General features: G+C 53.5%; 25 protein-coding genes, 1 tRNA gene and 1 pseudogene. 16 read left to right on the plus strand and 11 right to left on the minus strand.

Annotation, left to right across the window (positions count from 1 at the left end):
• Positions 1-91: 91 nt before the first annotated feature.
• A complete protein-coding gene (locus RBH33_RS13085; protein WP_306732652.1) occupies positions 92-1,099 on the minus strand; it encodes an adenosine kinase in 1,008 nt (335 codons plus the stop codon).
• 121 nt (positions 1,100-1,220) lie between these two features.
• On the opposite strand from RBH33_RS13085, the gene mrcB reads away from it, so the two are divergent.
• The 4 genes from mrcB (at position 1,221) to RBH33_RS13105 (ending at position 5,113) form a co-directional block, all read left to right on the plus strand.
• Entirely contained in the window at positions 1,221-3,557 is a 2,337-nt protein-coding gene (mrcB, locus tag RBH33_RS13090) for a penicillin-binding protein 1B (RefSeq protein WP_306732653.1), read from the plus strand.
• Between the two features lie 50 nt (positions 3,558-3,607).
• The gene (locus RBH33_RS13095; RefSeq protein ID WP_306732654.1) at positions 3,608-4,015 is read left to right on the plus strand and encodes a tetratricopeptide repeat protein; all 408 of its coding nucleotides are present in this window, start codon (positions 3,608-3,610) and stop codon (positions 4,013-4,015) included.
• Positions 4,016-4,386: 371 nt separating this feature from the next.
• A tRNA-Pro gene (locus tag RBH33_RS13100) sits at positions 4,387-4,463 on the plus strand.
• A gap of 149 nt (positions 4,464-4,612) precedes the next feature.
• Positions 4,613-5,113 (plus strand): hypothetical protein, encoded by a 501-nt coding sequence (locus tag RBH33_RS13105; RefSeq protein WP_306732655.1) that lies wholly within the window; start codon positions 4,613-4,615, stop codon positions 5,111-5,113.
• Between the two features lie 106 nt (positions 5,114-5,219).
• On the opposite strand, the gene RBH33_RS13110 is transcribed toward RBH33_RS13105, so the two are convergent.
• The 6 genes from RBH33_RS13110 to RBH33_RS13135 all read right to left on the minus strand — a co-directional run bounded on the left by RBH33_RS13110 (position 5,220) and on the right by RBH33_RS13135 (position 9,851).
• Positions 5,220-5,411: a CsbD family protein gene (locus RBH33_RS13110; protein ID WP_306732656.1), complete on the minus strand. Its 192-nt coding sequence runs from the start codon at positions 5,409-5,411 to the stop codon at positions 5,220-5,222.
• A gap of 136 nt (positions 5,412-5,547) precedes the next feature.
• Positions 5,548-6,270: a LytR/AlgR family response regulator transcription factor gene (locus RBH33_RS13115; RefSeq protein ID WP_306732657.1), complete on the minus strand. Its 723-nt coding sequence runs from the start codon at positions 6,268-6,270 to the stop codon at positions 5,548-5,550.
• Positions 6,267-7,328: a sensor histidine kinase gene (locus tag RBH33_RS13120; protein ID WP_306732658.1), complete on the minus strand. Its 1,062-nt coding sequence runs from the start codon at positions 7,326-7,328 to the stop codon at positions 6,267-6,269. Before RBH33_RS13120 ends, RBH33_RS13115 begins: the two co-directional genes overlap by 4 nt.
• Positions 7,325-8,227 (minus strand): alpha/beta fold hydrolase, encoded by a 903-nt coding sequence (locus RBH33_RS13125; protein ID WP_306732659.1) that lies wholly within the window; start codon positions 8,225-8,227, stop codon positions 7,325-7,327. Before RBH33_RS13125 ends, RBH33_RS13120 begins: the two co-directional genes overlap by 4 nt.
• Positions 8,228-8,354: 127 nt before the next feature.
• Positions 8,355-9,323 carry a universal stress protein gene (locus tag RBH33_RS13130; protein ID WP_306732660.1) on the minus strand — a complete coding sequence of 323 codons (969 nt, stop codon included), beginning with the start codon at positions 9,321-9,323 and terminating at the stop codon, positions 8,355-8,357.
• 45 nt (positions 9,324-9,368) lie between these two features.
• The gene (locus RBH33_RS13135; protein ID WP_306732661.1) at positions 9,369-9,851 is read right to left on the minus strand and encodes an AAC(3)-I family aminoglycoside N-acetyltransferase; all 483 of its coding nucleotides are present in this window, start codon (positions 9,849-9,851) and stop codon (positions 9,369-9,371) included.
• A gap of 190 nt (positions 9,852-10,041) precedes the next feature.
• Here RBH33_RS13135 and RBH33_RS13140 point away from each other — a divergent pair, with 190 nt between their 5' ends.
• The 9 genes from RBH33_RS13140 (at position 10,042) to RBH33_RS13180 (ending at position 20,662) form a co-directional block, all read left to right on the plus strand.
• A complete protein-coding gene (locus RBH33_RS13140) occupies positions 10,042-11,457 on the plus strand; it encodes an ATP-binding protein (RefSeq protein WP_306732662.1) in 1,416 nt (471 codons plus the stop codon).
• 24 nt (positions 11,458-11,481) lie between these two features.
• A complete protein-coding gene (locus RBH33_RS13145; protein ID WP_306732663.1) occupies positions 11,482-12,168 on the plus strand; it encodes a response regulator in 687 nt (228 codons plus the stop codon).
• Positions 12,169-12,497: 329 nt separating this feature from the next.
• Positions 12,498-12,848 (plus strand): hypothetical protein, encoded by a 351-nt coding sequence (locus RBH33_RS13150; RefSeq protein ID WP_306732664.1) that lies wholly within the window; start codon positions 12,498-12,500, stop codon positions 12,846-12,848.
• A 130-nt stretch (positions 12,849-12,978) separates the two neighbouring features.
• A complete protein-coding gene (locus RBH33_RS13155) occupies positions 12,979-13,995 on the plus strand; it encodes a DUF4405 domain-containing protein (protein WP_306732665.1) in 1,017 nt (338 codons plus the stop codon).
• Between the two features lie 166 nt (positions 13,996-14,161).
• On the plus strand, positions 14,162-16,303 hold the full coding sequence (locus RBH33_RS13160; RefSeq protein ID WP_306732666.1) for an ATP-binding protein: 2,142 nt from the start codon (positions 14,162-14,164) through the stop codon (positions 16,301-16,303).
• 4 nt (positions 16,304-16,307) lie between these two features.
• Entirely contained in the window at positions 16,308-17,225 is a 918-nt protein-coding gene (locus RBH33_RS13165) for a diguanylate cyclase (RefSeq protein ID WP_306732667.1), read from the plus strand.
• 208 nt (positions 17,226-17,433) lie between these two features.
• Positions 17,434-17,784 carry a hypothetical protein gene (locus tag RBH33_RS13170; protein ID WP_306732668.1) on the plus strand — a complete coding sequence of 117 codons (351 nt, stop codon included), beginning with the start codon at positions 17,434-17,436 and terminating at the stop codon, positions 17,782-17,784.
• 1,165 nt (positions 17,785-18,949) lie between these two features.
• On the plus strand, positions 18,950-19,465 hold the full coding sequence (locus RBH33_RS13175; RefSeq protein WP_306732669.1) for a hypothetical protein: 516 nt from the start codon (positions 18,950-18,952) through the stop codon (positions 19,463-19,465).
• Between the two features lie 747 nt (positions 19,466-20,212).
• The gene (locus tag RBH33_RS13180) at positions 20,213-20,662 is read left to right on the plus strand and encodes a DUF3592 domain-containing protein (RefSeq protein WP_306732670.1); all 450 of its coding nucleotides are present in this window, start codon (positions 20,213-20,215) and stop codon (positions 20,660-20,662) included.
• A 291-nt stretch (positions 20,663-20,953) separates the two neighbouring features.
• Here the strand turns inward: RBH33_RS13180 and panB (RBH33_RS13185) are convergent.
• Positions 20,954-21,085 (minus strand): annotated as a pseudogene (gene panB / locus RBH33_RS13185) (3-methyl-2-oxobutanoate hydroxymethyltransferase); the annotation flags it as partial.
• Positions 21,086-21,374: 289 nt separating this feature from the next.
• Between panB (RBH33_RS13185) and RBH33_RS13190 the strand changes: the two are divergent.
• From RBH33_RS13190 to RBH33_RS13200, 3 genes are all read left to right on the plus strand, one after another.
• A complete protein-coding gene (locus RBH33_RS13190; RefSeq protein ID WP_306732671.1) occupies positions 21,375-21,635 on the plus strand; it encodes a hypothetical protein in 261 nt (86 codons plus the stop codon).
• A 249-nt stretch (positions 21,636-21,884) separates the two neighbouring features.
• Positions 21,885-22,340, plus strand: a complete 456-nt coding sequence (locus RBH33_RS13195) for a phage holin family protein (RefSeq protein ID WP_306732672.1) — start codon at positions 21,885-21,887, stop codon at positions 22,338-22,340.
• Entirely contained in the window at positions 22,337-23,113 is a 777-nt protein-coding gene (locus tag RBH33_RS13200; protein ID WP_306732673.1) for a DUF3618 domain-containing protein, read from the plus strand. Before RBH33_RS13195 ends, RBH33_RS13200 begins: the two co-directional genes overlap by 4 nt.
• A gap of 186 nt (positions 23,114-23,299) precedes the next feature.
• Here the strand turns inward: RBH33_RS13200 and RBH33_RS13205 are convergent, their stop codons facing one another.
• The 3 genes from RBH33_RS13205 to RBH33_RS13215 all read right to left on the minus strand — a co-directional run bounded on the left by RBH33_RS13205 (position 23,300) and on the right by RBH33_RS13215 (position 25,212).
• Positions 23,300-23,581, minus strand: a complete 282-nt coding sequence (locus tag RBH33_RS13205; RefSeq protein WP_306732674.1) for a hypothetical protein — start codon at positions 23,579-23,581, stop codon at positions 23,300-23,302.
• Positions 23,582-23,680: 99 nt separating this feature from the next.
• Positions 23,681-24,505, minus strand: a complete 825-nt coding sequence (gene panB, locus RBH33_RS13210; RefSeq protein ID WP_306732675.1) for a 3-methyl-2-oxobutanoate hydroxymethyltransferase — start codon at positions 24,503-24,505, stop codon at positions 23,681-23,683.
• A 23-nt stretch (positions 24,506-24,528) separates the two neighbouring features.
• A complete protein-coding gene (locus RBH33_RS13215; protein WP_306732676.1) occupies positions 24,529-25,212 on the minus strand; it encodes a deoxynucleoside kinase in 684 nt (227 codons plus the stop codon).
• Between the last annotated feature and the right edge of the window lie 3 nt (positions 25,213-25,215).

Here is a 25,215-nt window from a genome sequence, read left to right on the forward strand (position 1 = left end):
ACTCACCCTGCACGTCCCCAGTAACCTTCAAGCTATGGCACTCTAAAGAAAGTACGCCTTGGTGCGGCAGCGGAGGGTCACGCAGGAAGTCTTAACTTTGTGAACCAAAAAACTCCCGCTTAAGCTCCTGATGCTGCTCTGGGCGAAGGCGGGGTCCGTATTGGGTAACTACTTTACCGGCTGCCAGGCTCGCAAAGCGGCCGGCGGTTTGATAATCGTGGCCGTGGGAAATTGCATAGATAAACGCGCCTGCGAACATATCCCCGGCCCCGTTCGTATCGATTGCTTTGACCGGCTGCGCTTCAATCGAGTAAGAGTGGTGGCCGTCAAATACCAGTGCGCCATCGGAACCGCAAGTAATCGCGAACGTCTTGCAATAATCTTGAAGAGCTTGTGCCGCACTCTCCAGATCGTGGGTGCCGGTAAAGCCCATGGCCTCATCCTGGTTGCAAAATAACAAATCGACTCCGTCGCCGATCATCTCCAGCAAACCCTCGCGGAAAAATTGCACCATCGCCGGGTCCGATAGACTTAACGCCGTGAGCGCCTTGCGGTCCCGAGCCTGATGGCGCAACTCAATGGCCGCAGCACGACCGGTGTCCGATGACACCAAATAACCCTCGATATACACATAGTCGGCGGCACTCACGGCTGGCGCGTGTAACTCTTTCTTGGATAATGTCGCGCTGATACCCAAAAACGTGTGCATACTGCGCTCGGCATCCGGGGTAATCATCACCAAGCACTTGCCGGTGATGCCCTTGGGCGGGCGAACTGCGGGCGTGTCCACGCCTGCGGCGGCCAAGTCGTTTAGATAAAAGCGGCCGTTCTCATCGTCTGCTACCTTACAAGAGTAAAAACTGCGGCAGCCAAAGTAACTGGCAGCGATCACTGTATTGGCACCGGAGCCCCCGCTGGCGCGACTGGAGGCCACCAAATGATCCTGCAAATAGTCAATCAGCTCCGCCTGGCGCGGCTCATCCACCAGCGTCATTACGCCCTTGGGTACTGCCATGGCTGTGAGGTCCCGATCACTGACGGCGATTTCCATGTCCACCAGGGCGGCGCCTATGCCGTAAAGATGATAGTGGTCGCGCATAAATTACCTCGTTGTCGTTTGGGATCTAGTCCCTTGGTCTTTGGGCCCACATTATGCAAAATAAGCGCCCGCCAATAAAGAACAGCGGGTTTTAACCCGTTTCAGAGCAGTCGCCACACCCATGACCAAACGCCGTAGCCCGCGCCGTACCAGCCGTCGCAGAAAAAAAGTTAAAGCCGCCAGCCAATTCTGGACCCGGGTGCGCCGCTGGGGTTTGCTTGCCTGCGGCTTCGTATTGGTGTCCTTCAGCCTTTGGGTGGTGTACCTGGATCGCGAGGTGCGGGAAAAATTTGATGGCCGAAAATGGGCCGTACCCGCCCGTGTGTACGCCCGCCCCTTGGAGCTTTATCGCGGTTTGGCGCTCACCCCGGAACTCCTGGAGCAAGAGCTGCGCGCCCTGGGCTATCGGCCCGTGGAGCGCGTGAGCGCGTCGGGGCAATATGCACGCCGTCAGGCAGGCGCCGCCACTGAATATCACCTGTTCAGCCGCGGCTTTGATTTTTGGGATCAAAACGAACCCGCGCGCCGCTTCACGCTGACCCTCAGCCAAAACCGTATAACCGACTTGGAGGCCCGCGACGGCGCGAGTCTGGTGCGGTTGGAGCCGGAAGAGATTGGGGGTATTTTCCCAGCTCACGGTGAAGACCGCTTGTTGATACGACTGGAAGATGTTCCGCCCTTGCTGGGTGAAACGCTATTGGCAGTGGAGGATCGGGGTTTTCTCGACCACCGGGGCCTGTCCCCCACGGGTATCGCACGCGCCGCTTGGACCAACTTGCGCGCCGGTCGAGTCGTGGAGGGCGGCAGCACACTCACGCAACAATTGGTGAAAAACTTTTACCTAACTCAGGAGCAACGCTTCCAGCGCAAACTTCAGGAAGCCATCATGTCGCTGTTGCTGGAAAGGCGCTATAGCAAAGCCGAGATCCTGGAAACCTACATAAATGAAATTTACCTGGGCCAGAGTGGCACCCGTGGCGTGCACGGATTTGCCCTGGGGGCGCAACACTACTTTCGACAACCGTTGAGAGAGTTGGAACCTCCTCAAGTCGCTCTGTTAGTGGGGTTGGCCAAAGGCGCATCTTTTTACAATCCCTGGCGCAACCCCGAGCGCGCTCGCGCCCGTCGTGATCTGGTGTTGAGGGTGATGGCCAATGAGGGGTTGATCAGCGCGCGCGAGCTGGAGCAATACGTTCAGGCGCCGTTGGGGATTGTGACCAGCAGTACCTACAGCCGACAGACTTACCCGGCGGTGATAGATTTGGTTAACCGGCAGCTGCGGCGCGACTATCGGCAGGAGGACCTGCAAAGTGAGGGGCTGCGTATATTCACCAGTTTGTCACCTATGGTGCAGCGTCAGGCAGAGCAGGCGGTGCAAAAGCGTATTGAGCAGTTGGAAGAGGCTCATGGTGTCACCGACCTGCAAGGCGCCTTAGTCGTCACTTCTGTGGGGGCGGGTGAAGTTCTGGCGTTGGTGGGCGACAAGAATCCGCGCTTTGCCGGTTTTAATCGCGCCTTGGACGCCCGTAGGCCGGTGGGGTCGCTGATTAAGCCGTTTGTGTATTTGAGTGCCTTGGAGCAGCCCCAGCTATACCACCCGGCTTCGCTGATCAGTGATGCGCCGGTTACCGTGACCGCTCGGGACGGTCAAGTCTGGCAGCCTCGCAACGCAAACCTACAGAGCCATGGCGATGTGCCTCTGTATCAAGGGTTGTCGCAATCCTATAACCAAGCGAGCGCCCGGTTGGGCATGGAGCTGGGGTTGGAAACGGTGTATGACACGCTCCGGCAGGCGGGTTTCCAGGGCACAATCCCCGCCGTGCCTTCAATAATATTGGGCGCTGTGGATATGGCGCCGCTGGATGTAGCGGGCATTTACCACACCTTGGCAGCCGATGGCGTATACACCCCGCTTAGGGTAATTCGCGAAGTGCAAACGGCCGAAGGTCAGCGGCTGCGACGCTATCCCCTAGAGTTGGAGCAGCGCTTCTCTCCACAGTCCAGCTATCAGCTGCAATACATGCTGCAACTGGCGCTGCGTGAAGGCACTGGTCGGCGAGTGTACGATCAGTTTCCCGCTGACCTGATGTTGGCGGGCAAGACCGGCACTACCAATGACCGGCGCGATAGCTGGTTCGCCGGCTTCAGCGGTCAGCACTTGGCGGTGGCATGGGTTGGCTTGGATGACAATGGCGTGACGCCGCTCACCGGTTCAGCCGGTGCCCTGCAGGTGTGGGCGGATTTTATGCGCACCCTGCCCACCCAGAGTGTCGGCCTTGAGCCGCCTGCGGATATTAGTTTTGACTGGCTGGACAGCAGCACGGGTTTGCTCAGCGCTGAGCACTGTGAAGGCGCCACCTGGCTACCCTTGCGACCTGATCAGCAGCCCCGTGGTTCAGCACCGTGCCGGTTGGCGAGCGGAAGTAACTCCAGTTGGTGGCAGAGACTGTGGCGTTAATCCTTGTGAGAGGTTATAAATACGCCCTGGGATTTTGGGAGTAGAACAATATGCGTAACACTCTGCGGGTTATATTTTGCCTTGCCATGCTGGTACTGGCGGGCTGTGTTGGCCCCTTGGTGCAGGAATCCGAGGCCCCGACCGAAGCGGTGGAGCAGACACCAGAGCGCAATCCAGCGGTGGACGGGTTAATCGAGCAAGCTGGCCTGGCCTACCAGGCAGGTGATTACCAGGGCGCCATTGCCAGTGCTGAGCGGGGTTTACGCATTGATCGTCGTGAGCCGGCACTGTATCTATTACTGGCGCAGAGTTATTTAGAATTGGCCCGGCCGCGGCAGGCGGATGAATTTGCCCGCCAGGGACTACGCTACAGTGCCCCTGGCTCGGTGCTCTTCGACGCTCTGGAAGCCGTCCGGGCTGAGTCAAATCAGAGCAATGGGCCTACTTTGACATTCTAACGCTCGTCATCCCACTCCTCTCGTTATAGCGGGTAGGAGGAGCGGCAACTCTGCTCGCTACCAGCTAAATATAGCTATTTCTTATGCTCAGCCTTCGGATCTATCTCCAATCGGTTTAGTTTTTATGCGTCCCGCACTGGCGGTTCTCGCTCTAGCGGCCGATACTTAAATTGGCTATCGGTTTCCTCTTCTGTTGGAGCTTCCAATAGCCTGAGGCTCAAGCGGGCCATGAGATGCTTCCTTTGTGTACTCCAAGCTTGAACCGGCACCTAGTCAGTGCCGGTTCTTTTTATGGCGTTTACAGAAACCAGTCAGGTGCTTATAATCCGCCCTCGGTTGTCGCTCATTGCCGAGCGCTCGGCATGTAGCATCGGAGCGTAGCGCAGTTTGGTAGCGCACCTCGTTCGGGACGAGGGGGTCGGAGGTTCGAATCCTCTCGCTCCGACCAATATTTAAGATTAGAAGCCCTCGATTTCCATCGCGAACTCGGGGGCTTTTGCGTTTAAGCTCGCAGTGTGTTGAAGTAGAAGTGCATCCGTAACGGAAAACGCCCAATCCTGTTCGGGTTGGTTTTTGAAACAACTGGGAGGAGTAGTCATGTCAATTGCCAAGCGGGTATTGGTTGGCCTTGTGGCCAGCTCTTGTTGGGTCGGTCTGGCGCATGCCAATGAACCGGAGTTCTTGGATTTCGATAAAGAGAATATCTACATCGGTGGTGGGTTGAGCTACAACTCACTGTCAGGTGGATTCGATGATGCCGTGGGTCTGCAGGGGTTTGCAGGCTGGGATTTTATGCGGATCGGGGGGCTGACCGTGGCTGGGGAAGCGGGTGTGTTTACCACCGGTTCTTTTTCCTATGATTTTGGTGGCAGTGAAAGTCTCGAAGGTCTGTACATCAACGGTGTAGCCAAGTACGACCTGACAGACGCACTGTGGGTGCAAGCTCGCGCGGGTACTAACTTTAGTGACACAGGTGCAGGAATGGTCGGTGGTGGCGTCGGTTTTCGTGTCACCGAGTCTATTTCGGTACGGGCTGAAGCCGCGCGCTATGGCAGCGTTACCTCTCTGATGAGAGTGGACGTGGTAATGACTTTTTAGGCGAACGTCCAGAGCGTCTGACCTTTGCCGCCAAGCTGCACAAACGGGTGTTTAACAACGCCCGTTTGTTGCAGCTCGGCGACGGCCTCCTTGCCGTTTCCGGCCATTAGAACTTATCAGTTTTCTCTTTAATCTTGTCTTTCGCTTTACCCTTCATGTCTTGACCTTTTCCTTTGGTTTCTTGGCCGTGACCTTCCGCTTCCAGACGTTCGTTATCGGTGGCCTCACCTGCGCTTTGCTTTCCTTTTCCTAAAGCTTCGTTACCTTTACCTTTGAGTCGATCAGTAGTACTAGACATACATCTCTCCTTTTCTGAGGGTTGTCCCAACTTTAGACCGGGCCGCAAAGGTTTGTTCCGCCTAAATTTTTAACAAACGTGCGATTGGCGCGGTTATACCTAAAAAGTATTTGGAAGCTGTAGAGTTGGTGCTAGTTTATAACGACAGCTGGCTGCGCAGCTGCCGCGCTTGCCGACGAGAAACCTCCACTTGCTGGCCATCGCGCAGGGTTAACAAATAGCCTTCATTGACCCAGGGCTCGATGTTTTTAATGCGTTGCAGATTAACTAAGCAACTGCGGTTGGCGCGGTAAAACAGCGTGGGGGCTAAGCGTTCCTCCAGAGCATTTAGGCTTCGGTTCAGAATTGCCCGCTGTTGGCGAAACGAGACTTGCACATAATTACCGGCGGCCTCGATCAAGTCGATGTCCTCCAGTGCGACAAACCAGCATTGGTCGCCGTCGCGAATAAACACCTGGCTCTTGGCTGTGAGCCGCGCAGGAGTCGGCTCTGGGGCGGTGTGTTGGTTCTGCAACCGCTGCCGTACTCGTGTGAGTGCTTGCGTCAACCGCTGTGGATCTATGGGCTTGACCAAGTAGTCCAGCGCATTGGCATCAAAGGCTTTAACCGCATAGTGATCGTATGCCGTGGTAAATACCACGGCCGGGGTTTGGTCCAGTTGTTCCAGTAGATCGAATCCGCTTCCGCCGGGCATCTGAATATCCAGTAACAACAAATCGGGGAAATTCTCGGCGAGGGCGGCGAGAGCGCTGTCCACACTGTTCGCTTCGCGAATTTCGACAATGTCCGTATGGGGCTTGAGCAAAGTTTTGAGTTCTTGGCGCGCCAAACGTGTGTCATCGACGATTAAAACTTTCATGAATCGCGCTCCTGAGGCAGTACCAACTTTGCTTTTACTAGCCCTTGATGTTCGTGGATGTCGAATGCCGCGTGTGCCGACCAAGTTTTTAAACGTGCGCGCAGATACGCCAAGCCCACGCCTTCGCGAGTTTGTCTCAATGTACCGGGATTGGTAACGGTCAGGTTCAGGGCCTGCTGCTCAACCGTGGCGATGATGACCAGTTCGCTGGGCTGCGGGTTGTGTGCAACTCCGTGTTTTATGGCGTTTTCCACCAGAAGTTGTAAAAGCATGGGCGGTAGGTGTGCGCTCATGGCCGTCGCCGATAGTCGGCGTATCACGTGCAAACGCTCGTCGTAGTGAACGTGTTCTATCGCCAAATAGTCTTCGACTACAGCCAATTCCTGTTCGAGACTGACGCTGACTTCGTGGGTGTGCTGAAGCGCGTAACGGAGTGTGTTTGAAAGCCGTGTCACCATCTCACGAGCGCGCTCGGTGTCTTCGTTGATCAAGGCGCGCACGTTGTTTAGCGCATTGAAGACAAAGTGGGGATTCAAACGCGCGCGCAAACTGTCGAGCTCCAGCACCCGGCGTTGCACTTCGTCTTCCAGCCGTTGATGTTCTAGTCGGCGGTTGCGAGCCCTCGACTCTATCACCAGCCAAGACGCCAGCCACACGCCGAGCATAAATAGGGTATTGAACCAATACATCAACACCCGGCTTGGGCGATAGTCCGGCCCGCCCTCCGGCAGGCTGACCCAGCCGAGTCCCCAGCTGGGTATCAGCACCAAAAACACCAGCACTTGCACACCCACGGCCAGCAACATCAGAGTGAGCCCCAGCCTGGGGAGTAATTGCAGGGCGGGGCGTTGCAGCCAGCTGCGCTTCAGTGCAATGGCTCGAAGCGTTTCGCTGGCTCCCCAACAGCCCACCCCAACGGTAAACGCAATCAAAAAAAAGCCGGACTTGAGGGGATACCCCGGCAGTGTACTGGCAAGAACGTACAAGGTGGTCCAGCCGCCCCAAAAAAGCGCCTGGATCAGTTGTCGGTTCAGTGTGTTGTCCGTTTTATTGTTCATTGCAGAAAGTGCCGTACTTCGTCCAGCAACCACTCCGGGTCGTCCCACATAAGAAAGTGATAACCGGCATCGCTGAAAGCCAATGTAAACTGCGGCATATTGGCATACTGACGTTCAAAGCGCGACCGAGTACTCTCTTTTGTGGCTCCGTAGTTCTGGTAGGCCGCCCATGCTCCAAGGATCAAAACAGGTTGCTGAATGTGACTCAGTTGTGGCCGCAGATCTTGGGTCATTAGCTCGTACATGGCTTGAGCCGACGTGTGCGCATCGCTGGCCAAGCCCCACTGCAGCAAAGTGTTCACTCGCTCCGGATCTCGAGTCATGGTAGTGGCAGAGTGGCGAATGGAAGCGGCGCGAGCGTCTTCATCGTCAACGAGCATGTTCTCGCGCATGGATTCGGCGAACGGTTTCGCGGATTCGGGGCTTAAGGCTTCGTTAAATGCGGCAGGCAGGAAGGGCAGCGAATCGACAATGATCAGCGACCCAAGCTGATTCGGCTCCGCCTCGATGGCCATTTTCATCGCCAGAAAACCCCCGAGGCTATGACCCATGATCACTGGCTGTTCCAGGTCGGCCTCGTCAATATAAGCTAGGAGCGCCGCAGTCATGGAGCCCAGAAAGTCGTCGTAGGAGGAGGCTTTCTGGCCGGCGAAGCCGGGCAGCTGCACCAAATGACAGGCTAGGCCATCGCTTTGCAAGGCTTGGCAAGTCTGGTCCCAGGTAGCCGCTGCGCTGTTCAGCCCAGGAATCATCAGCACTGGTTGCCCCTTGCCGCGCACCTCCACGTAGAGGCCAGATGCCAAAGTGGTGCCCGTTGGGAGGGAATCAGCGCTGGTAGTGCCGGCAGCGAACAGTAAGAGTGCAAGAAAAAATTGGGTTAGGGTTCGAAAAGTTTGCATAAGACAGTCTCCTTGTGACGAGTGCACAGACTGCCACCAAGGCGGGTGTACCGTTGGTTAAATCGGGTGAACGGCGGGCAAATAGGAGCAGCGGCCGCAGGCTTGGGCCAGCGGCGGCTTTGAACATCTAATCCGACAGTGTTACCGGAGAGACGAAACCTGAGGGTTTGACGGCGAGTACGGAGCACTGCAGCTGTTCTAAAATGGCTTCCGCGGTATTGCCAATCAGCAAGCCGGCGATACCGGTGCGCGCCACGGTGCCCATGACGATCAGGTCCGCTTGCAGTTGCTTGGCAGTTTCCGGAATCGCTTTGGAGGCGGAACCCCGAGGCATATGCAACTGGGGCGAAATGTAGTGGTACGCCTCTTCACCTAGCTTGCCTTTTAGTTGGTTGCGCAGGTCGGCCAGGGCGCGCTCATGGCGGGCGCGTTTGCCTTCCACGTAACGCTTGCTGTCCTCGTCTGGGTTGTCGCTCCAAGTGCGAACGGTGATTTCCCCCGGGGCGTCCCAGGCATGAACTATGTGTAGCTCAGCCAAATCCGATAGGGCGAGTGAACTGGATGCCTCTAAAATTTGCTGATTAAGATCTTCGCTGCTATCAGCCTTCGACTCTAGGTCGAAGTCAACGGCGGCCAGAATGCGCTCATAAGCCGGTTTCCCTTCTGGTTTCATGAACCACAAGGGACAGGGACATTTACGCAGCAAGTGCATGTCGTCGCTGCCAAATAGGCGCTCTACAAAACTGGGATTTTCGGGGACCTTTATCACCAGGTCGTACCGGTTGAGCAGCACGGCGCGAATGACTTCCAGAAAGGGTTTGCCCACTAATATATCCACATGGAGTTCGGCGCGTGTTCGGAAAGGTTCGATAAGTGTGGTCAGTTCTTCACGGCGTGCTTTGACGAGCGCCTCCTGTAATTGAACCGGCGTCGCTTTATGGGAGGCAGTGTCGATGCCCATGGTCACGGTGGGAACCACTCCGACGACAGTCAACGTCGCCTGGTTGTTTTCCGCCAGTGCCACAGCGCGCTCGAACGCAGTGCCCTGGGGTACTAGATCATCGCATACGTACAAAATGTTCTTGAAACCTTTCATTGCTGCTTGTCCTGAGCTTGAGAGAAATTGCCTGTGGTGTTTAGATTACGCCTTTTCCCCATTAACTGAAATATCGAAGTGCAGTACCTCTTCCCGCTTGCCCAGCTTCGTATAGAGCTCAATGGCAGGCTGATCGACTTCGCCCGTGTCCGCTTGCACAAAGATAACATAGGCGCCTCTGGCTTTGGCGAGCGTTTGAAGGGCTTTAATCAGTGCCGTGGCCACACCTTGTCGCCGGTGAGATTCTTTTACCGCCAGGTCGTAAATGTAGATTTCACTGCGCTCCTGCTCAAACTTCTTTAGCTCGTAAGCGGCCAGGCCGCCGATCACTTCTTTTTCCTGCAGGGCCACCAGGGTAACAAAGTAGTCGCTGCCCAATAGTTGGTGCAGATAGCTCGCGCAGGGGCGGTTCTTGGAGTAGGTGTCGGGCTCATTAAACACCTCGCCGAAGAGCGTAAGCAGCGCGTCCATTCGTGCCAGGTCGTCAGGTGTAAGTTGAACAATGCGATAGGGAGTGGGTTGATGCACCGGGCACCTCCTGCCTAAGCCATTACGACTCAAGTGTAAACCACTTGGGGAGTGGGTTTAAGAGAGCCCTGCTGACTTGGTAAATGTGAAAACACTGTGAAAGCGGCCCGCGCACAGGCTTGGGCCCTGTTCTTTACCCCGTCACATGGCTACCATTGGCTTCTAACCCCTTATATTACTGGATCATTCCATGCGCCTTAACATCGGTCGCAAGCTCTGGCTGGCATTCTTCTGCACACTGACGCTGTGCGTACTGACCATGTATCTGTTGATGCACAACAGCCTAAAGCGTGGCTTCCTTGACTACACCTCCCAGCAAGCCGTGCAGCGGCTTGAAATATTGCAGGATGCCTTGGTCAGCATTCACCGCGAAGACGGTTCCTTCGACGAGCTAACCTCTGACCCAACGCGCTGGCTAACATTAAAATCCATTATTTTCTCCGGCGACAACCCGCGTATGACCGCTCAATCGGACCCTGCAGAGTCCAGCAGGAGGCGTTCGCCCCAAGAGTACTACCGGGAGTTCGTCAGCAGCGTCAGCCTCTACGACGTCGATAAAACCCTTTTGATGGGGGTTGTTAAACCGAATCAGCAGCTTAGCTGGATGCCAATTAACAACGGGGACCCGCAGCTGGGATACATCGGTTTCGTGAAGCCCACGGCAGTGATTCGGGATGTTGACCGGCGTTTTATGGCCCATCAGTTGCGGATCTTTGCCGTTATCAGCCTGGTGATCCTGGCTATATCCATTGGGATTGCGACCTTGCTTGCGCGAAGAATCAGTAGGCCCATCAGCGCCTTGTCGGAAAACACCATGGCGCTAGCGTCTGGCGACTACAAGCGCCGGGTGGACGTCAATAGCCAGGACGAGATTGGTCAGCTGTGTCAGGGCTTTAACCAGTTGGCGCAGACGCTGGAGGCAAATGAACACTCCAGAGCCAACTGGATTGCGGATATCTCTCATGAAATGCGCACTCCGGTTTCTGTGCTCAAGGCGCAGATTGAAGCCATGCAGGACGGCGTGAGGCCGGTCAACCCGAAAACTCTGGAATTACTAAATGAGAAAATATCCGGCTTAAACGGGCTCATCGACAACCTGTTTGAGCTTACACTCTCCGATATTGGTGCGCTCGATTATCAGAAAGAAGACCTCTCTCTCGCCGCACTGACTCGATCGTGTGTGGAGCATTACCAAGCGGCAGCCAGTGCAGCCGGGTTGACTCTCAAGGCCATAGTCCCAGCGCGTGACCTGGTACCGATACACGGAGACCCCAAACGCTTGGAGCAGCTGCTCACCAATTTGTTACAGAATGCCATTCGCTACACCAACACGGGTGGCCAAATTCAGGTTGAGTTGGTCGATGGCGGGGAAAACGCGACGCTGTGGGTTCGAGACAGCGCCCCAGCGGTAGCCCCCGAAAAGCATGAAAAAATCTTTGAGCGCCTGTACCGGTTGGAAACCTCCCGAAACCGCAGTACGGGCGGCGCCGGCTTGGGGCTGGCCATCTGCAAAAACATCGTGGCCGCCCATCAGGGCGAGATCGCCGCTGAAGCCTCGCCCTTAGGCGGCTTGGCTATCCGAGTCACATTGCCAAAAACCCAATAACAATTACTTAAGAGATGGAACCCTATGTCCGCGCCTTTAATTTGCATTGTAGAAGACGAGCCGGAATTGGCTCAGCTGGTCGACGACTATCTGCAAGCCGACGGTTATCAAACCGTACAGTTTCAACGGGGTGACACGGCCGACGCTTGGTTGGCGGACAATGCGCCCGATCTGATTTTGCTTGACTTGATGCTGCCCGGTCTTGATGGCCTGGAAGTTTGTAAGGCGCAACGTAACCGCAACTTTACGCCAATCATCATGATGACCGCCAAAGTGCAGGAAATCGACCGCCTGTTAGGACTAGAGTTGGGCGCCGACGATTACGTGTGTAAGCCGTTTAGCCCTCGCGAGCTAGTGGCTCGCGTAAAGGCGGTGCTGCGCCGTAGCCATAGCGATAGCGCGCAGCCGGGCTCGGAGTCACCATCCGATGTCCTACTCGACGAGCACGCCTTGTGCGTCACACTTTTTGGCAAGACGATTGAACTGACTACCATTGAGTTTAAGCTCTTTTCGCTGCTGTTCTCCCATCCGGGCAGAATTTTCTCGCGCCAGTACATCTTGGACAATATTTATCACGACTATCGCGTGGTCAGCGACCGCACTGTGGACAGTCATATCAAGAAACTGCGCAAAAAGCTGATTAGCCCTGAATTAAGCACCGAACTGATCCGCTCCGTGTATGGGAGCGGGTATAAGTACGAAGCGCCCTGAAGAGGCGGGTTACCTCGCCTTTAGGCTCGTACTTGCTCTCGCCCTCCGTTCCCGGCTCTTCTCAAGCATTTGCGTTCTGTAAACTCACCTCCTGAAGCCATACCGTGCCGCTTCTGCGGCTAATCGTCTCCATTTCACCCACCTGTAGCCCTCGGTCACTCCTTTAAGATGAGACTGCCTGTTCGCCATTCAGGCGACTTGCACATTCCTTTCACATTCCCGTCACTTTCCTTCCTCAGTGTTTGGTTACTTTAACCCTGTCTCTGGCGTACACCGAAACGGTTGAGAGAGGCAACCAAAATCACATACACGGAACAGAGGAAAATACTATGAAAAAGCTAATTTTTGTTTGCGCAGTACTCGTTGGTATCAGCAGCCTGGCTTACGCTGGCTCCAAAGCCGACTGCGAAGGCGCCAATAAATTTCTGACCAACCTTGATTTGGATGAAGCCCGCGCGTACGAAGCAGAACAAATTCTCAGTGACTTCAAACAAGTAAAGGATCTGGCGATGGACGGCCGCAAGGACGAAATCCCCGCCTTTATTCAAGATCAGATCGAGCAGCTAAAGGTGGTTCTCACCGAAGAGGAATATCAGCAGTTCCAAGAAAACATCGGGGAGTGGGCCGAAGATAAGGACTTTTCCAAGTTCATGATGATGTCCGGAAAAAAGGGCCGCTAGATCTAACTGAAGAAGCAGCCATCGGCGTCGGTCTTGCCATACCATACTGCGAGGCCGACGTTTCTTCACTAGTAACAGCGAATCGCTACTCCAACATCAAGCCAATACAGGCCAACATCAGGATAACCCCATGAACTTCAGAACAACCACCACCGTCGTTATCTCCCTGGTGTTTATCACCTTGATGACCACCGGCATACTTCTGTATGCGTTACCCTGGAATTACTTCATCGGTGCCATTCATATATGGGCGTCGATATTCTTCATGATCGGTACTGCGTTTCACTTCAAGAACAACTTCAAAGTGTATGCTAGCCATCTTAAGAAAAAAATCGGCCGGCGCTCTATGCTCTATTCAGGGTTGGGTTTTCTAACAGTGGTCACCGGTTTAATATTCGGCATGGCACCCTTCGCGTCTGTCATGGAGCTGGGGGAAAAACTCCAAAAATCCAATCAACCGATCACCGCAACTTATACGCTAATTGATATGACGGCTGGCGACGATTCGGCCAAGCTTGAACTGTTCATTAAAGCTGGCAGTGCGTATGAATCCGATCCGCAACCGGCTTTCCTGGGTTTTACTTACACCAGCGTGCCGCAAATCGTTGTGTGGATGGAAACCATGGAGGGCAAGTACATTGATACGCTTTATATCACCGGAAAAAGCGCCGAATCGGGTTTCGGCAATACCGAAGACGGACCCGTACGCCGACCGGAAGCACTGCCGTACTGGAGCCACAGCCGCGGCATTCAAGAGAGCGACGGCTTCTTCGCGCCCCATGAAGCCAATGCTGACCTGGACGGCATCAGCGGCGCGACACCAAAAAGCGATTACCTCATTTCCTTGCCTGCACCGCGCATGGGACGTTACCGTCTGCTGGTGGAAGTCAATCGCAGTTATAACTTTAATGAATATTACACTCCAGATCGTTTCCCGGATGATCCCATTTACAGTGGATCCGGCTCATCCGGCCAGCCATCCTTGATTTACGCCACCACCATAGACCCAAGCGCGCCGGGCCAGCAATTGTTGTCAATTATCGGTCACGGCCATCACTCGGGTGCAGATGGGGAGCTTTACACGGATCTAAGCAACTTCACCACAGCAAAAGACATTCTCTCGTTCATTGTTGCCAGAGTTGAGTAAATCTAAGCTGCAGCTTGCCATTGGTACGTGGCTCGCTGTAGCTGTCAGATTTTCACACGTTAATACCCTCTAACCCTGTATATCCCACAAAGCCCCCCGTGAGATGAAAACCCCTGGCATCTGTGCCAAGCTGGTACATATTAGTGTTAAGCAAAGAGGGGCGGTGATGAACTCGGAGCAGAAAATTGCGAGCATGCAGGAGCGAGTGCGCCTGTGGCTGAAATCGACCGAGTCGAATGGCCATACCGGCACACTGGCGGGCCTTGAGGCCGATATACAGGCCCTTGAGGGTGAGTTAAAAGCGCTGTTTCCCGCTGGCCAGAAAGGCGAGGACACGTGGGTGACCCTCAAGGAGCAGGCCATGTTCCGCACCGTTCTCGAGTCCATGATTGAGGGGGTGATTGTAGTGGATATGCAGGGACAGCCTCTGGTTTTCAATGCCGCCGCCCGGGAACTGTTGGGCCAGGACGAAACGGACAGCGGTCCCGAAGGCTGGAGTGAGCAGTATGGGCTCGTTCACGCCGACAGCAAAACCTTATTGCGATCAGAAGAGCAGCCCCTTGCTCGTGCTATAGCAGGGGAATCCGTGGATGACGAGGAGCTGATCGTTCGCAGACGAGGGCAGCGAGAGGATGTGCATATTAGTGCCAGCGCCCGGCCCTTGTGGACCGGTAATGGCGAACAACTGGGTGGGGTGATGGTATTTCACGACATCACCCGCTCTAAGCGAGTGGAAAAGGTGTTACGTGAGGCCACTAATCGGGCCGAAGAAGCATCACGCATTAAGAGCGAATTTCTGGCCAACATGAGCCACGAAATTCGTACGCCCCTGACGGCTGTTCTGGGGTTCGCCGACTTGCTGCTGGATCCCGGCCTGGGCGAGAGTGATCGGTTGAACTATATCCAAGCGGTCAGGCGCAACGGCCAGCACTTGCTCGGTTTAATCAATGACGTACTCGATCTGTCCAAGTTGCAGGCTGATAAAGTGCAGGTAGAGCGGGCGGACTTTTCTTTGCACCAATTGTTGCATGAAGTGGTGTCCGTCATGCAGGTGCGGGCTCACGAGAAGGGGCTGCACTTTAATGTGGTGTACGACACTCCCATCCCGATTTGTATACATAATGATGCCATGCGTATCCGCCAAATTTTGTTCAACCTAATCAGCAATGCCATCAAGTTCACGCATAGGGGCTCTGTAACTCTACGCTGTCGTTGCCTGGACCCGGGAACGGAAGCCTCCAGGCTAGAGTTGGCGGTTTGCGACACCGGTATCGGTATGAGTGAGGAGGAGATCGAAGAACTCTTTAAGCCGTTTCAACAAGCTAACCTGTCCACCAGCCGGAAATACGGGGGAACCGGTCTCGGCCTGGCGATATGTAGGGCACTCATTAAGGTCCTAGGCGGGGAAATCCAAGTGGAGAGCCGCTTGGGTGAGGGCAGCGTTTTTCGATTGGTAATGCAACAGCCCGTGGACGTGGATGCGGAAATGGTCGCCGAGCATTTCCTTCACCCGGATGACCATGAAACAGAAACGCTTCTGTCCAATGTTTCGGAGGAGCTGTCAGGTCGCATCTTATTGGCGGAAGATGGTCTGGATAACCAGCTGTTGATTTCCACTATTCTTAGGCGTCAGGGGCTCGAAGTAGACATCGCCGGGGACGGGGAACAAGCCGTGGATAGAGCCTTGCAGGCTCTGTATGACGAGCAGCCTTACGATCTGATTCTGATGGATATGCAGATGCCTCGCCTTGACGGCTACGGGGCCGCAGCCAAACTACGCCTCAAGGGCTATGCCGGCCCAATCGTAGCATTGACAGCTCACGCCATGGCGGGCGAGCGTGAGCGCTGCATAGCCGCTGGTTGTGACGACTATCTCACCAAACCAATCTCCCGGTCGATACTGTTTGCCGCGGTGCAATCGTATCTTCAGCGCGCGCGGGACGGCGATTTACCGCCAGTTGAATCCGCCGCACTCTCAACTGAGACACCGAATACAGAAAAACCCATTCACAGTACCTATGCCAGCGACCCGGAAATGCAGGAGTTAGTCGAAGGTTTCGTCGAGCGGCTACCGGCATTTGTTCAAGACATTCAGGCGGCGTACGACGGCGGAGACACAGACGCTCTGCGTCGCTTGGCCCACCAGCTCAAGGGCTCGGCTGGCGGCTACGGATTTTTGCCGGTTAGCCAGGTCGCGGCAACGCTTGAGGCGGCCGCTCTCCAACCGGAGTCGGCCAATGAGTTAGGCTCAGCCATGACACAGTTGACGCAGACCTGTGCACGCGTCCAACGGGTAAGTCAGGAGTAGAGTAATGTTGGGAGATGCCGAACGCCAATCCGTTCTGGTGGTCGATGATTCCGATGATATCCATCAGCTCGTCAGTGTACGCCTAAAGTCCGAACAACTGAGTCTGCTGCATGCTTATGGTGCAGATGAAGCGCTGGCTACAGCGCGCCACGAGCCCCCGGATTTATTCCTGTTGGATCTCGATATGCCGGGCACCGACGGCTTGACGCTGTGCCAAATACTTAAAGAGGAGGAAACACTAAAGCACATACCGGTAGTTTTTCTGACCGGTACACTGGATGTGAATACCAAGGTCAAGGCCTTTGATCTTGGTGCCGTGGATTACGTGACCAAGCCGTTTGACAGTATTGAGCTCAAGGCACGTGTAGGTGCTGCGCTTCGAACTAAACGCTATCACGATCTACTGACCACAAAAGCACATATTGATGCTCTGACCGGATTGTGGGATAGGGGCTATCTCGACGAGCAACTGTCCTCGGAAGTTTCGTTGCTGCATCGCAAAGGTCGCCCCGTGTCGTTACTTATGCTCGATATCGATCATTTCAAACCGTTGAACGATACTTACGGACACCCTTTCGGGGATCGTGTGATACAGCGGGTCGCACAAGTCCTCAACCGCCTATCCCGGGAAAGCGACATTACCTGTCGTTATGGCGGAGAAGAGTTCTGCATGATCCTCCGTGATACAACTACTGACGGCGCCATGGTATTGGCTGAGCGCATCCGGCAAGAGGTTGCGGCGCTTGACTTCAAGGCCAACGCTGGGCCCGCTTCAACCACCATCACCATCAGCATCGGAGTGAGCGGCAGTGATGCCTTCGAAAACGAGGATAACTTGCCAGGACAAACGTTACTCGAAGCCAGTGATAGAGCCCTCTATATGGCCAAGTCTAATGGCCGCAACCGGGTAGAGTCGGCTTAGCAGTCACAACTTTTTTACTCCCATTAGTGACGATTCCCGGTGAGCGCTGAATGGTCATGCACTAGTCATTCAAACAACTTGCACTTTCCTTTCACAATCCCGCCACGTTCCTTCCTCAGTGTTTGGTTACCTTAACCTTGTCCCTGGCGTACACCGATCACGGTGAGAGGGACACCACACAATCACACACGGAACTGAGGAAGTAATTATGAAAAAGCTAATTTTTGTTTGTGCAGTACTCGTCGGTATCAGCAGCCTGGCCTACGCTGGCAACAAAGCGGATTGCGAGGGCGCCAATAAGTTTTTGACCAACCTCGACCTAGATGAAGCCCGCGCGTACGAAGCGGAACAAATACTCAAAGGCTTCACTCAAGTGAAAGATCTGGCGATGGATGGCCAAAAAGAAGAAATTCCCGCCTTCATCCAGGGTCAGATCGAACAGCTGAAGGTTGTTCTAACGGAAGAAGAGTACCAGCAGTTCCAAGAAAACATTGGCGAATGGGCTGAGGGCAAAGACTTCTCCAAGTTCATGATGATGTCTGGAAAAAAGGGCCGGTAAAGCCAGCAAATGAAACACACTAAAAACGCCGGTCTCGCGGTACTCCTACTCGCACTACACGATGCGATACCGCGAGTCCGATGTTTTGGTGATACTCAGTACGCCACAAGCTTGTTCACCTCACACCCTGTTCACCTTACGCGAGACACCTACCAACTTCTTCTGAAACTCAACTAAGAACCTATTAGCACTACCGCCGAGACGACTTTCCAGGCGCCCCTTCTGTCGCAGGGAGGGTTAGCTAGCTCACACTACTCATGTTCAAAAGTTGACGAAGTCAGAATATGGCGTTAAATTCAATAAGACACCTCCTTTAGCCTTGGTGCTCTAATGCAGCCCTTCGGCGACAGGTGGAACCACTAAGGAAGTAAATACAAGAATAAAGGTAAATATGTTCGATCAGGGAAGCCTTCTAAAGAAGCTGTCACGCGTCATATTTCGTCTGCCTACGCTCCTTTCTAACCTGGCAACAGGTCTTGTAGCCGTGGTCCAGGCTGCGACCGCCTGCAGCCTCCATCGGCCTGTAAGCCGCCTTTCGATCTCTACCTCTTGTGAGCTTCCCTTCTTCTTTCCATCCACGCTGAGTGAATCAGCCCAATGAATGACCTTAGTGTATGGTGAATAAATGAGAACTCTAATTCCTTCATTGTTGATATTGGTAATAGTATTGTTTTTTCTACCAGGAGAAAAATGTACAAAAAAATTTCCTAATAACATTGCTGGTTTCTCTGGTTGTTGTTTCTACTCTTACCGTGTTTAGAGAAGTTCATTACTTTGATTGCGATCTGAAAGGCTTGTTGTCATTGGAGGTCTGCCGAGTGGAAGCTCGCCTGAGTATGTTTTCTGTGTATATCATGGTTCTTTGTAACTTGATAATTTTTTCAAAATTTGCTTTGTATAGGTTTAAGTTAACAAAAGAATACTAATGTTTAAGCCGAATCAATGATGGCGGGTAAGGGCGAGGTAATGTGCGGGCGAAAGGCGGCTGAAGCGGCCTGTCAATGCCGCACATACTAGCAGGCTGAGGGCGAGTCGAGTTTAGGTCGAGGAAATATTGTGGTGGACAAAAAAATAAATCTGTCCCCTTTTTTCTTCTGGTGGATTGTTGGTTAAATGAAATTTTCTAGCCACTTTCTATTTCGTATTTAATATTCGAGTTTACGTTATGTCTAGCGTCAGAGCTATTCTAATTTTTGTGTTCTTACTACCTTTTTCATCGCAGTCATATGAAGTGCTTGTTGTCGATGAGTTTCTTGATGCACTTGTTAATTATCGATCGGCAATGAACCGTCGCCACATCATCGATAACCTGAATAATATAAATAGTTTTCGAAGTGAAAGAAGAGTTCTTAACGAAATAAAAAATGATGATAATTTTTCGAATGATATTGAGTGGGATAAGAAATCTGCAATCGAGGTTAGTAGTGCATTAGAATCGCTATTGTTTGACGGGAGGTTTCGGGAGATTGGGGAGCTTGGTTGTGATGTTCCGAGCATACATTTTTCAGTATCCCGGCACATTTCAGTAACAAATGAATTTGAATCCTGCTTAGAGACTGCTTGTAGCAGTCTTGGGTCTTTGGTGATAAGGCTGTCGTTGAATGTTGCCGATAGCAGAAAAACTGTAAATGAATGCATCGCTAATCTCTCTGCTTATAAGTCAAGTAAGGGAAAAGGGTAGGAAACTCTCATGACTAAGCGATATTCCGTGCAGTGAACGCTAGAAGTTAGGAGCTGGTGAAATGTATTGTAGGTGGATTTCAATAGTGATCGCGCTTTTTATATTCTTTCAGACGGGGTGTTCGAAAGAAGCGAAGATTTCAGACGACTCCGTAGCTGAAGATCTAGCTTGGGGGGAATGATGCAGGTTAAGAAGTCGGTAGCGTTTATCCTAGGTTTATTTTTGATTTTCCTGGGAGTATCTTCATCGATTTCACCTGATGGAGGACGTGGCTTTGTACCATTTGTTGGCATAGTTGTGTTGGGAAGCATCTTTTTAGCGTACGCCTTTGGAAAAATAAAGTAGTAAGGTAAGGTTCAGAGGAACGACAGTCTTGCACTGGTCTAGTACGTTTGTCCATTGGTCACCCTATGTTGTTGGTGAGGTGATGATATCACCTCCAATTAGGTGGCCAAATTCACTATGCCACTACAGTGAGTGCCTTCTACTGGTAATTCGATAGGATCAGAGTATGGTCAGACCCCCTATGCTAGCAACGCGAGACGGGATAGAAAGACCGCTAGACGGTCATTCACTAATAGATCGCTTAATGTCAATCAAAGAGTTTGGTTTATCTAATTCATTTTATGGAGGGGCGAATAGTCAGGCACTCAAAGGTGGCGTAAAGGGGGGATATGGGCTGTGCTCTCGGGGTAATTACTTCCTGGCCTGCGTATGTAGTGGGCTTATTTGACCGGAGGCAAAAAGTTGACGTTTGTTAGAATCGTATTTAAAGCCTTGTTTATGCTACTTTTGCTTTTAGCAGCTTTCGAGAGTCATGGAGCGCCTAGAGTATTTTGGGTTAATTTGATATCAAATTTTGATTCCGAAGTCCGCGGAACTATTGAGATTTCTAGTTTCAATCGTGGAGCGATTGGCGCGCCTGCCACCTATAGCATTCTATACTCTTACTATGTCGGGGATGATCTATTTATTTCACGAGTCGTTTCTGGCCACGACTTTTCTCAGCGAGTGAAGGAAACCTTAAGCAAGTATGAGAAAGGTCAGGTTGTCGTTGTCCATTACGATTCCAGGCGGCCTGGATATTCGGTTATCGAAAAAACCGGAATTAGTTTTTTGGTTGGTTTAAAAATGTTTTTTGTTTTACTAACTCCTTTGACATATTTGTTCTGGAATATTTATTTGAGAATGAAATAGAACATGAATAATAGTATTTCCTATGTATCATGCCCGCAGTATTTCGGTGTCTTGTGACTCGTTCTTGAGGAGATTTGTTGCGTTAACGTTTTGTACTAAATATACGTGAAAAGGGGTAGGCAGACTTGTCTGTGTCCGCGATAGTGGGCTACACAAGAAGAGCACGCGGGCAGCTTGACGAGGCAGGTATCAGCTACAGCTATTGTGGTGTCGACAACCAGCAGGTGGCCGCTGACCTGCACTGCGTACGGCTCGAAGCGCGAAAGGTTTTTCACCGTCGTTCCAATGCCCCTACTCAAATATATGCTCCTCCTCCGGAAACACCCCACTCTTCACATCCGCCACATACTTTTTCATCGCGCCGGGGATATCACCGGCTTCGGTGAGGAAGTTGTTTGAAAACGTGGACGGTTGCTCGGTCAGGAGGCGCCGATATTAGCAGCGACGATGAAAGGCGCGTCTGAGCGAAGAAATTTCAAGAATTATTTACCCGCTTGTGGAAAATTTTACCCGTTGGACGCAATAATTCGTTCACTGCCCTCCCTTTTTAATTCCCCAAACTCCACATTGGCTCATGAAAGCTTCAATGGCATAAGTGTTGCGAGAGCCTCTTCAGGCGCCGGCCATGTGGCCACGGCTTTCGGGGATGCTCATGCGGAAGACCGCCAAGTTCTGGCCGACATTAACGTTGCAACGAAAAGGGAGAGGTACCATGCAAACACCTAACCCCAACGAAAGAACCGGAAATGGAGATGCAAGTCGTTCGTCCCAGAGAAGTGCGGAACAGTTCCAAGAGAAAGCCAAGGAGACGGCGCGCGATCAGGCGACCGCAGGGGCCGAGCGAAGTAAGGACGCGATCTCAAAAACTGCCAGTCAAAGCGCGGAGGCGCTCAATCAGGCCGCGTCCAGTTTTAGTGAGCAGGGCCAGACGAGCATGGCCGATACAACCTCGTCAATCGCCAAGAACCTGTGAAGCCTGGCAAACCGATTGGAGGGCCGCAGCGCGGACGAACTGATACAGGATGTCGTTCAACTGGCCCGCCGGAGCCCTAATACCTTTTTACTGGGAGGATTGGGCGCCGGCCTGATACTCAGCCGTTTTTTTAAGGCTTCCCCAGAGACTTCCCGTAAAGCATCTTCCAGTACACAAGAGCCGTACCCACAATCCAGCGAGACTGATCATTAGTGGGACCCGCTCTTTAACCTACAAGAGGAGATCGACATGGCTGAATCAGCTCAGAAAGAACAGCCGAAACTGAGAACTGCCTATACCGCACCGGAGGACTCACCCCAACATGAAGAAAAGGCACGATTTTTCGGCTTGGTTAGGCACCTGGTCGATGATATGGCCATTTTGGTTCGCAAAGAGTTGGCACTGGCGGGATCGGAAGTCTCCCAGTCGGTTAACGATACTAAGAAAGGCGCGGCAAGCATGCTCAGTGGCGCGGTGGTTTTGAATTCTGGATTTATTGTGTTGCTGGCGGCGTGCACATTGGGGCTGGCGCAGGTAATGCCCGCCTGGGCTGCTGCGCTTATTGTCGGCGGCGTCGTCACTTTAGTGGGTGTCATTATGCTCCTATCGGGCAAGAAAAAATTCGAAGCTTCCAGCTTTAAGCCTGAACGAACAATAGAAGATCTGCGCAAAGATCAAGAAATGGTTAGGAGGTCAGTACAATGAGCACTTCGAAAGATAACCTAAGAGAGGATTTCTCGAAAAGGCCTGAAGACCTCGAGCGTGAAGCTAACGACGTACGGGAGGATATGGAGAAAACCATCGATCAACTGATGAACCAGCTGTCACCCGGAGAGCTGATCAATCATGCCTTGGATCGGTTCAAAAATGGCGGCGACAGCGCCTTCACACGAAACCTGGTGAGTCAGGTGCAGAACAATCCCGTGCCTGCGGTACTAACGGGTTGCGGCTTGGCCTGGCTGATGGCCTCCTCTAAACAACCACCTGCCTCGGCGGGTCATACCGGCGTAGGCGTAGGTGAAGCGAAAGAGCAGGCCGGTCACCTGAAGGAACAGATGAGCGAAACCCTTCACCAGTCGACGGAAAATGCCCGTCAAGGTGTTCACGCGGCGCAGCAAAGCTATAACGACTTGCTTCGGGAGCAGCCCCTGTTTATGGGTGCGCTTGCCGTAGCTGCCGGTGCGGCCATTGGGGCTATGCTGCCCGCCAGTTCCGTAGAAGATGAAATGGTCGGCCCAACCAGCGAGAAAACAACGGAAGAGCTTGAAAGAAAAGCTCAGCAAAAAATGGAAGAAGGTCAAGAGCAAGGCGCCGCCGCTTCGAGCCCCGAGCGGTCGTCACAGGAGCACCCCGCCCAGGAAAGCCAACAGGCTTCCACAAGCGACCAATCTCAGCAGGTACAAACAGGACAGTCGGCTCGCTCTGAGGAGCATCGTTCTCAAAGCCCGGTGCCGCCCTCGGGGCGCAGCCCGGTGTGAGCATGGCGAGGCGGGGGTTGAATACTCCCGCCTCGTTCGCTGGGGCACCAGAAACCTGGCTCCACTTTGTAAATTTTGCTGAATTAACGAGAAGCTTTAACCCTTGTCCCTGTCCCTAACGGGGGCTTGTCAGACTACCCTCCCGCTGTAGGTTGGTTTTGGGCAGTCTTGCCTATTGAAGACGCGTCAAAGATTGGCCCATACCAACGCGGCCAGAGTCGCTACCACAACTGCGATTGACAGGTTGCGCAGGCGGATCTTGAAACGCTCGGGGGCAAGACGGTATTTACTTAGCTGCTGACGACCGACCACCACAAAAACCAGTGCCGCGCCGACAAAAGGTACGACCAGGTACTGGCTAAAGGTTGTCAGACTGTACAAGCCGACCAAACCCAGGGTAATGGCCAGGGCAAAACACAACCCCGCCAGGGGCGTGTCGTCTTTACGGGTTTTGCCGTGTTTTTTCATCGCGGTCCTCCTGCTCCTTATTACGGCTGCGCCTAGCGGGCGATGTTCACGTCGAAGCCTCGGTTGCTTTGTTCCGCCCTTGGCCTCCATTTCATGTACTTACTCGAACACGTGTTCCGGCCCGGGGAATTGGCCGCTCTTCACATCCGCCACATACTTTTTCATCGCGCCGGGGATATCGCCGGCTTCGGTGAGAAAGTTTTTTGAGAACTTGGGCGGTTGTTCGGTCAGGCCAAGAATGTCGTTGATCACCAATACTTGAGCATCGTTATCCAAGCCGGCGCCTATGCCGATGGTGGGGATGGGGATGTCGGCGGTGATGCGTTTGGCCAACGCTGAAGGAACACATTCCAGAACCAGCAGGTCGGCACCGGCGTTGGCGAGTGTTTGGGCGTCGGCGTGAATTTTGTCGGCGTTGGCCGGGTCGCGGCCCTGGACGCGGAAGCCGCCGAATTTATTGACGGATTGTGGCGTTAGGCCCAGGTGAGCGCAAACGGGTATGCCGCGTTCGGCGAGCATGGTGATGGTTTCGGCCAGCCAGGCGCCGCCTTCGAGTTTGACCATTTGCGCACCGGCCTGCATTAAGCGTGCAGCATTGCGCAGGGCATCTTCGGGGGTGGCGTAGGTCATAAACGGCAGGTCGCCGATGATCAAGGATTTTTGGTTGCCCCGCGCTACGGCTTCCACGTGGTAGATCATGTGGTCCATGGTGACGGGGATGGTGCTTTGGTAGCCCAAGACCGTCATGCCTAGGGAGTCGCCCACCAGTACCGCTTCTACGCCGCACTTTTGTGCCATGGCGGCCATGGGGGCGTCGTACAGTGCCACCACCACAAATTTTTCACCGCTGCCTTTGAGTTTGCGCAGGGTGTTGATGGTGACGCTTTTGTTCAGTTCGGTAGCGCTGTGGTTTCCGTAGGGCATAGTCGTCTCGCGCGTGATTGGGTTCAGAGCATGGCCGACGGGTTGTAGTAGTGACGGCCGCTCTTAATGGTGAGTATGTACTCCACCAGTTGTTTGAAGTGCTCGCGGTTGTTGGCCAGGTCCAGGTCCTGGGCGTTGACGATCAACAGCGGCGAGGAATCGTAATAATGGAAAAACTGAGTGTAGGCGTCGTGCAGCGCTTCCAGGTACTCCAGGCTGATGGCCTGCTCTGAAGCGATGCCGCGCTGGCGTATACGCTCGGCCAATACGTTGGCGGGCGCTTGCAGGTAGATCACCAGGTCGGGCACGGGGGCGTCGATGGTAATTTTGTCGTACACCTGCTGGTAGATGGCCAGTTCATCCTCGTCCAAGGTGACCTGGGCGAACAACTGATCTTTTTCCATCAAAAAGTCGGCCACGCGCACCGGCTCGAAAATATCGGACTGACGCAGTTGCTGTATTTGGTTGGCCCGTTGAAACAAAAAGAACAACTGGGTGGGCAGGGCGGTGGATTTGGGGTCTTGATAGAAGCGTTCCAAAAACGGGTTTTGTTCCGGTTGCTCCAGCAGTATGTCGTAGTTAAACAACTGAGCGATGTTTTTGGCCAGGGTGGTTTTGCCTACCCCAATGGGGCCTTCCACCGCCACGTACTGCGGCAGGGTGTTCCCTGTGACCTCCAGCTGTAATTCTTCAAATACCGCTTCCACGCG

The sequence above is a fragment of the Marinimicrobium hydrolyticum genome (assembly GCF_030848505.1).
In the GTDB taxonomy this organism is placed as follows: domain Bacteria; phylum Pseudomonadota; class Gammaproteobacteria; order Pseudomonadales; family Cellvibrionaceae; genus JAVDDU01.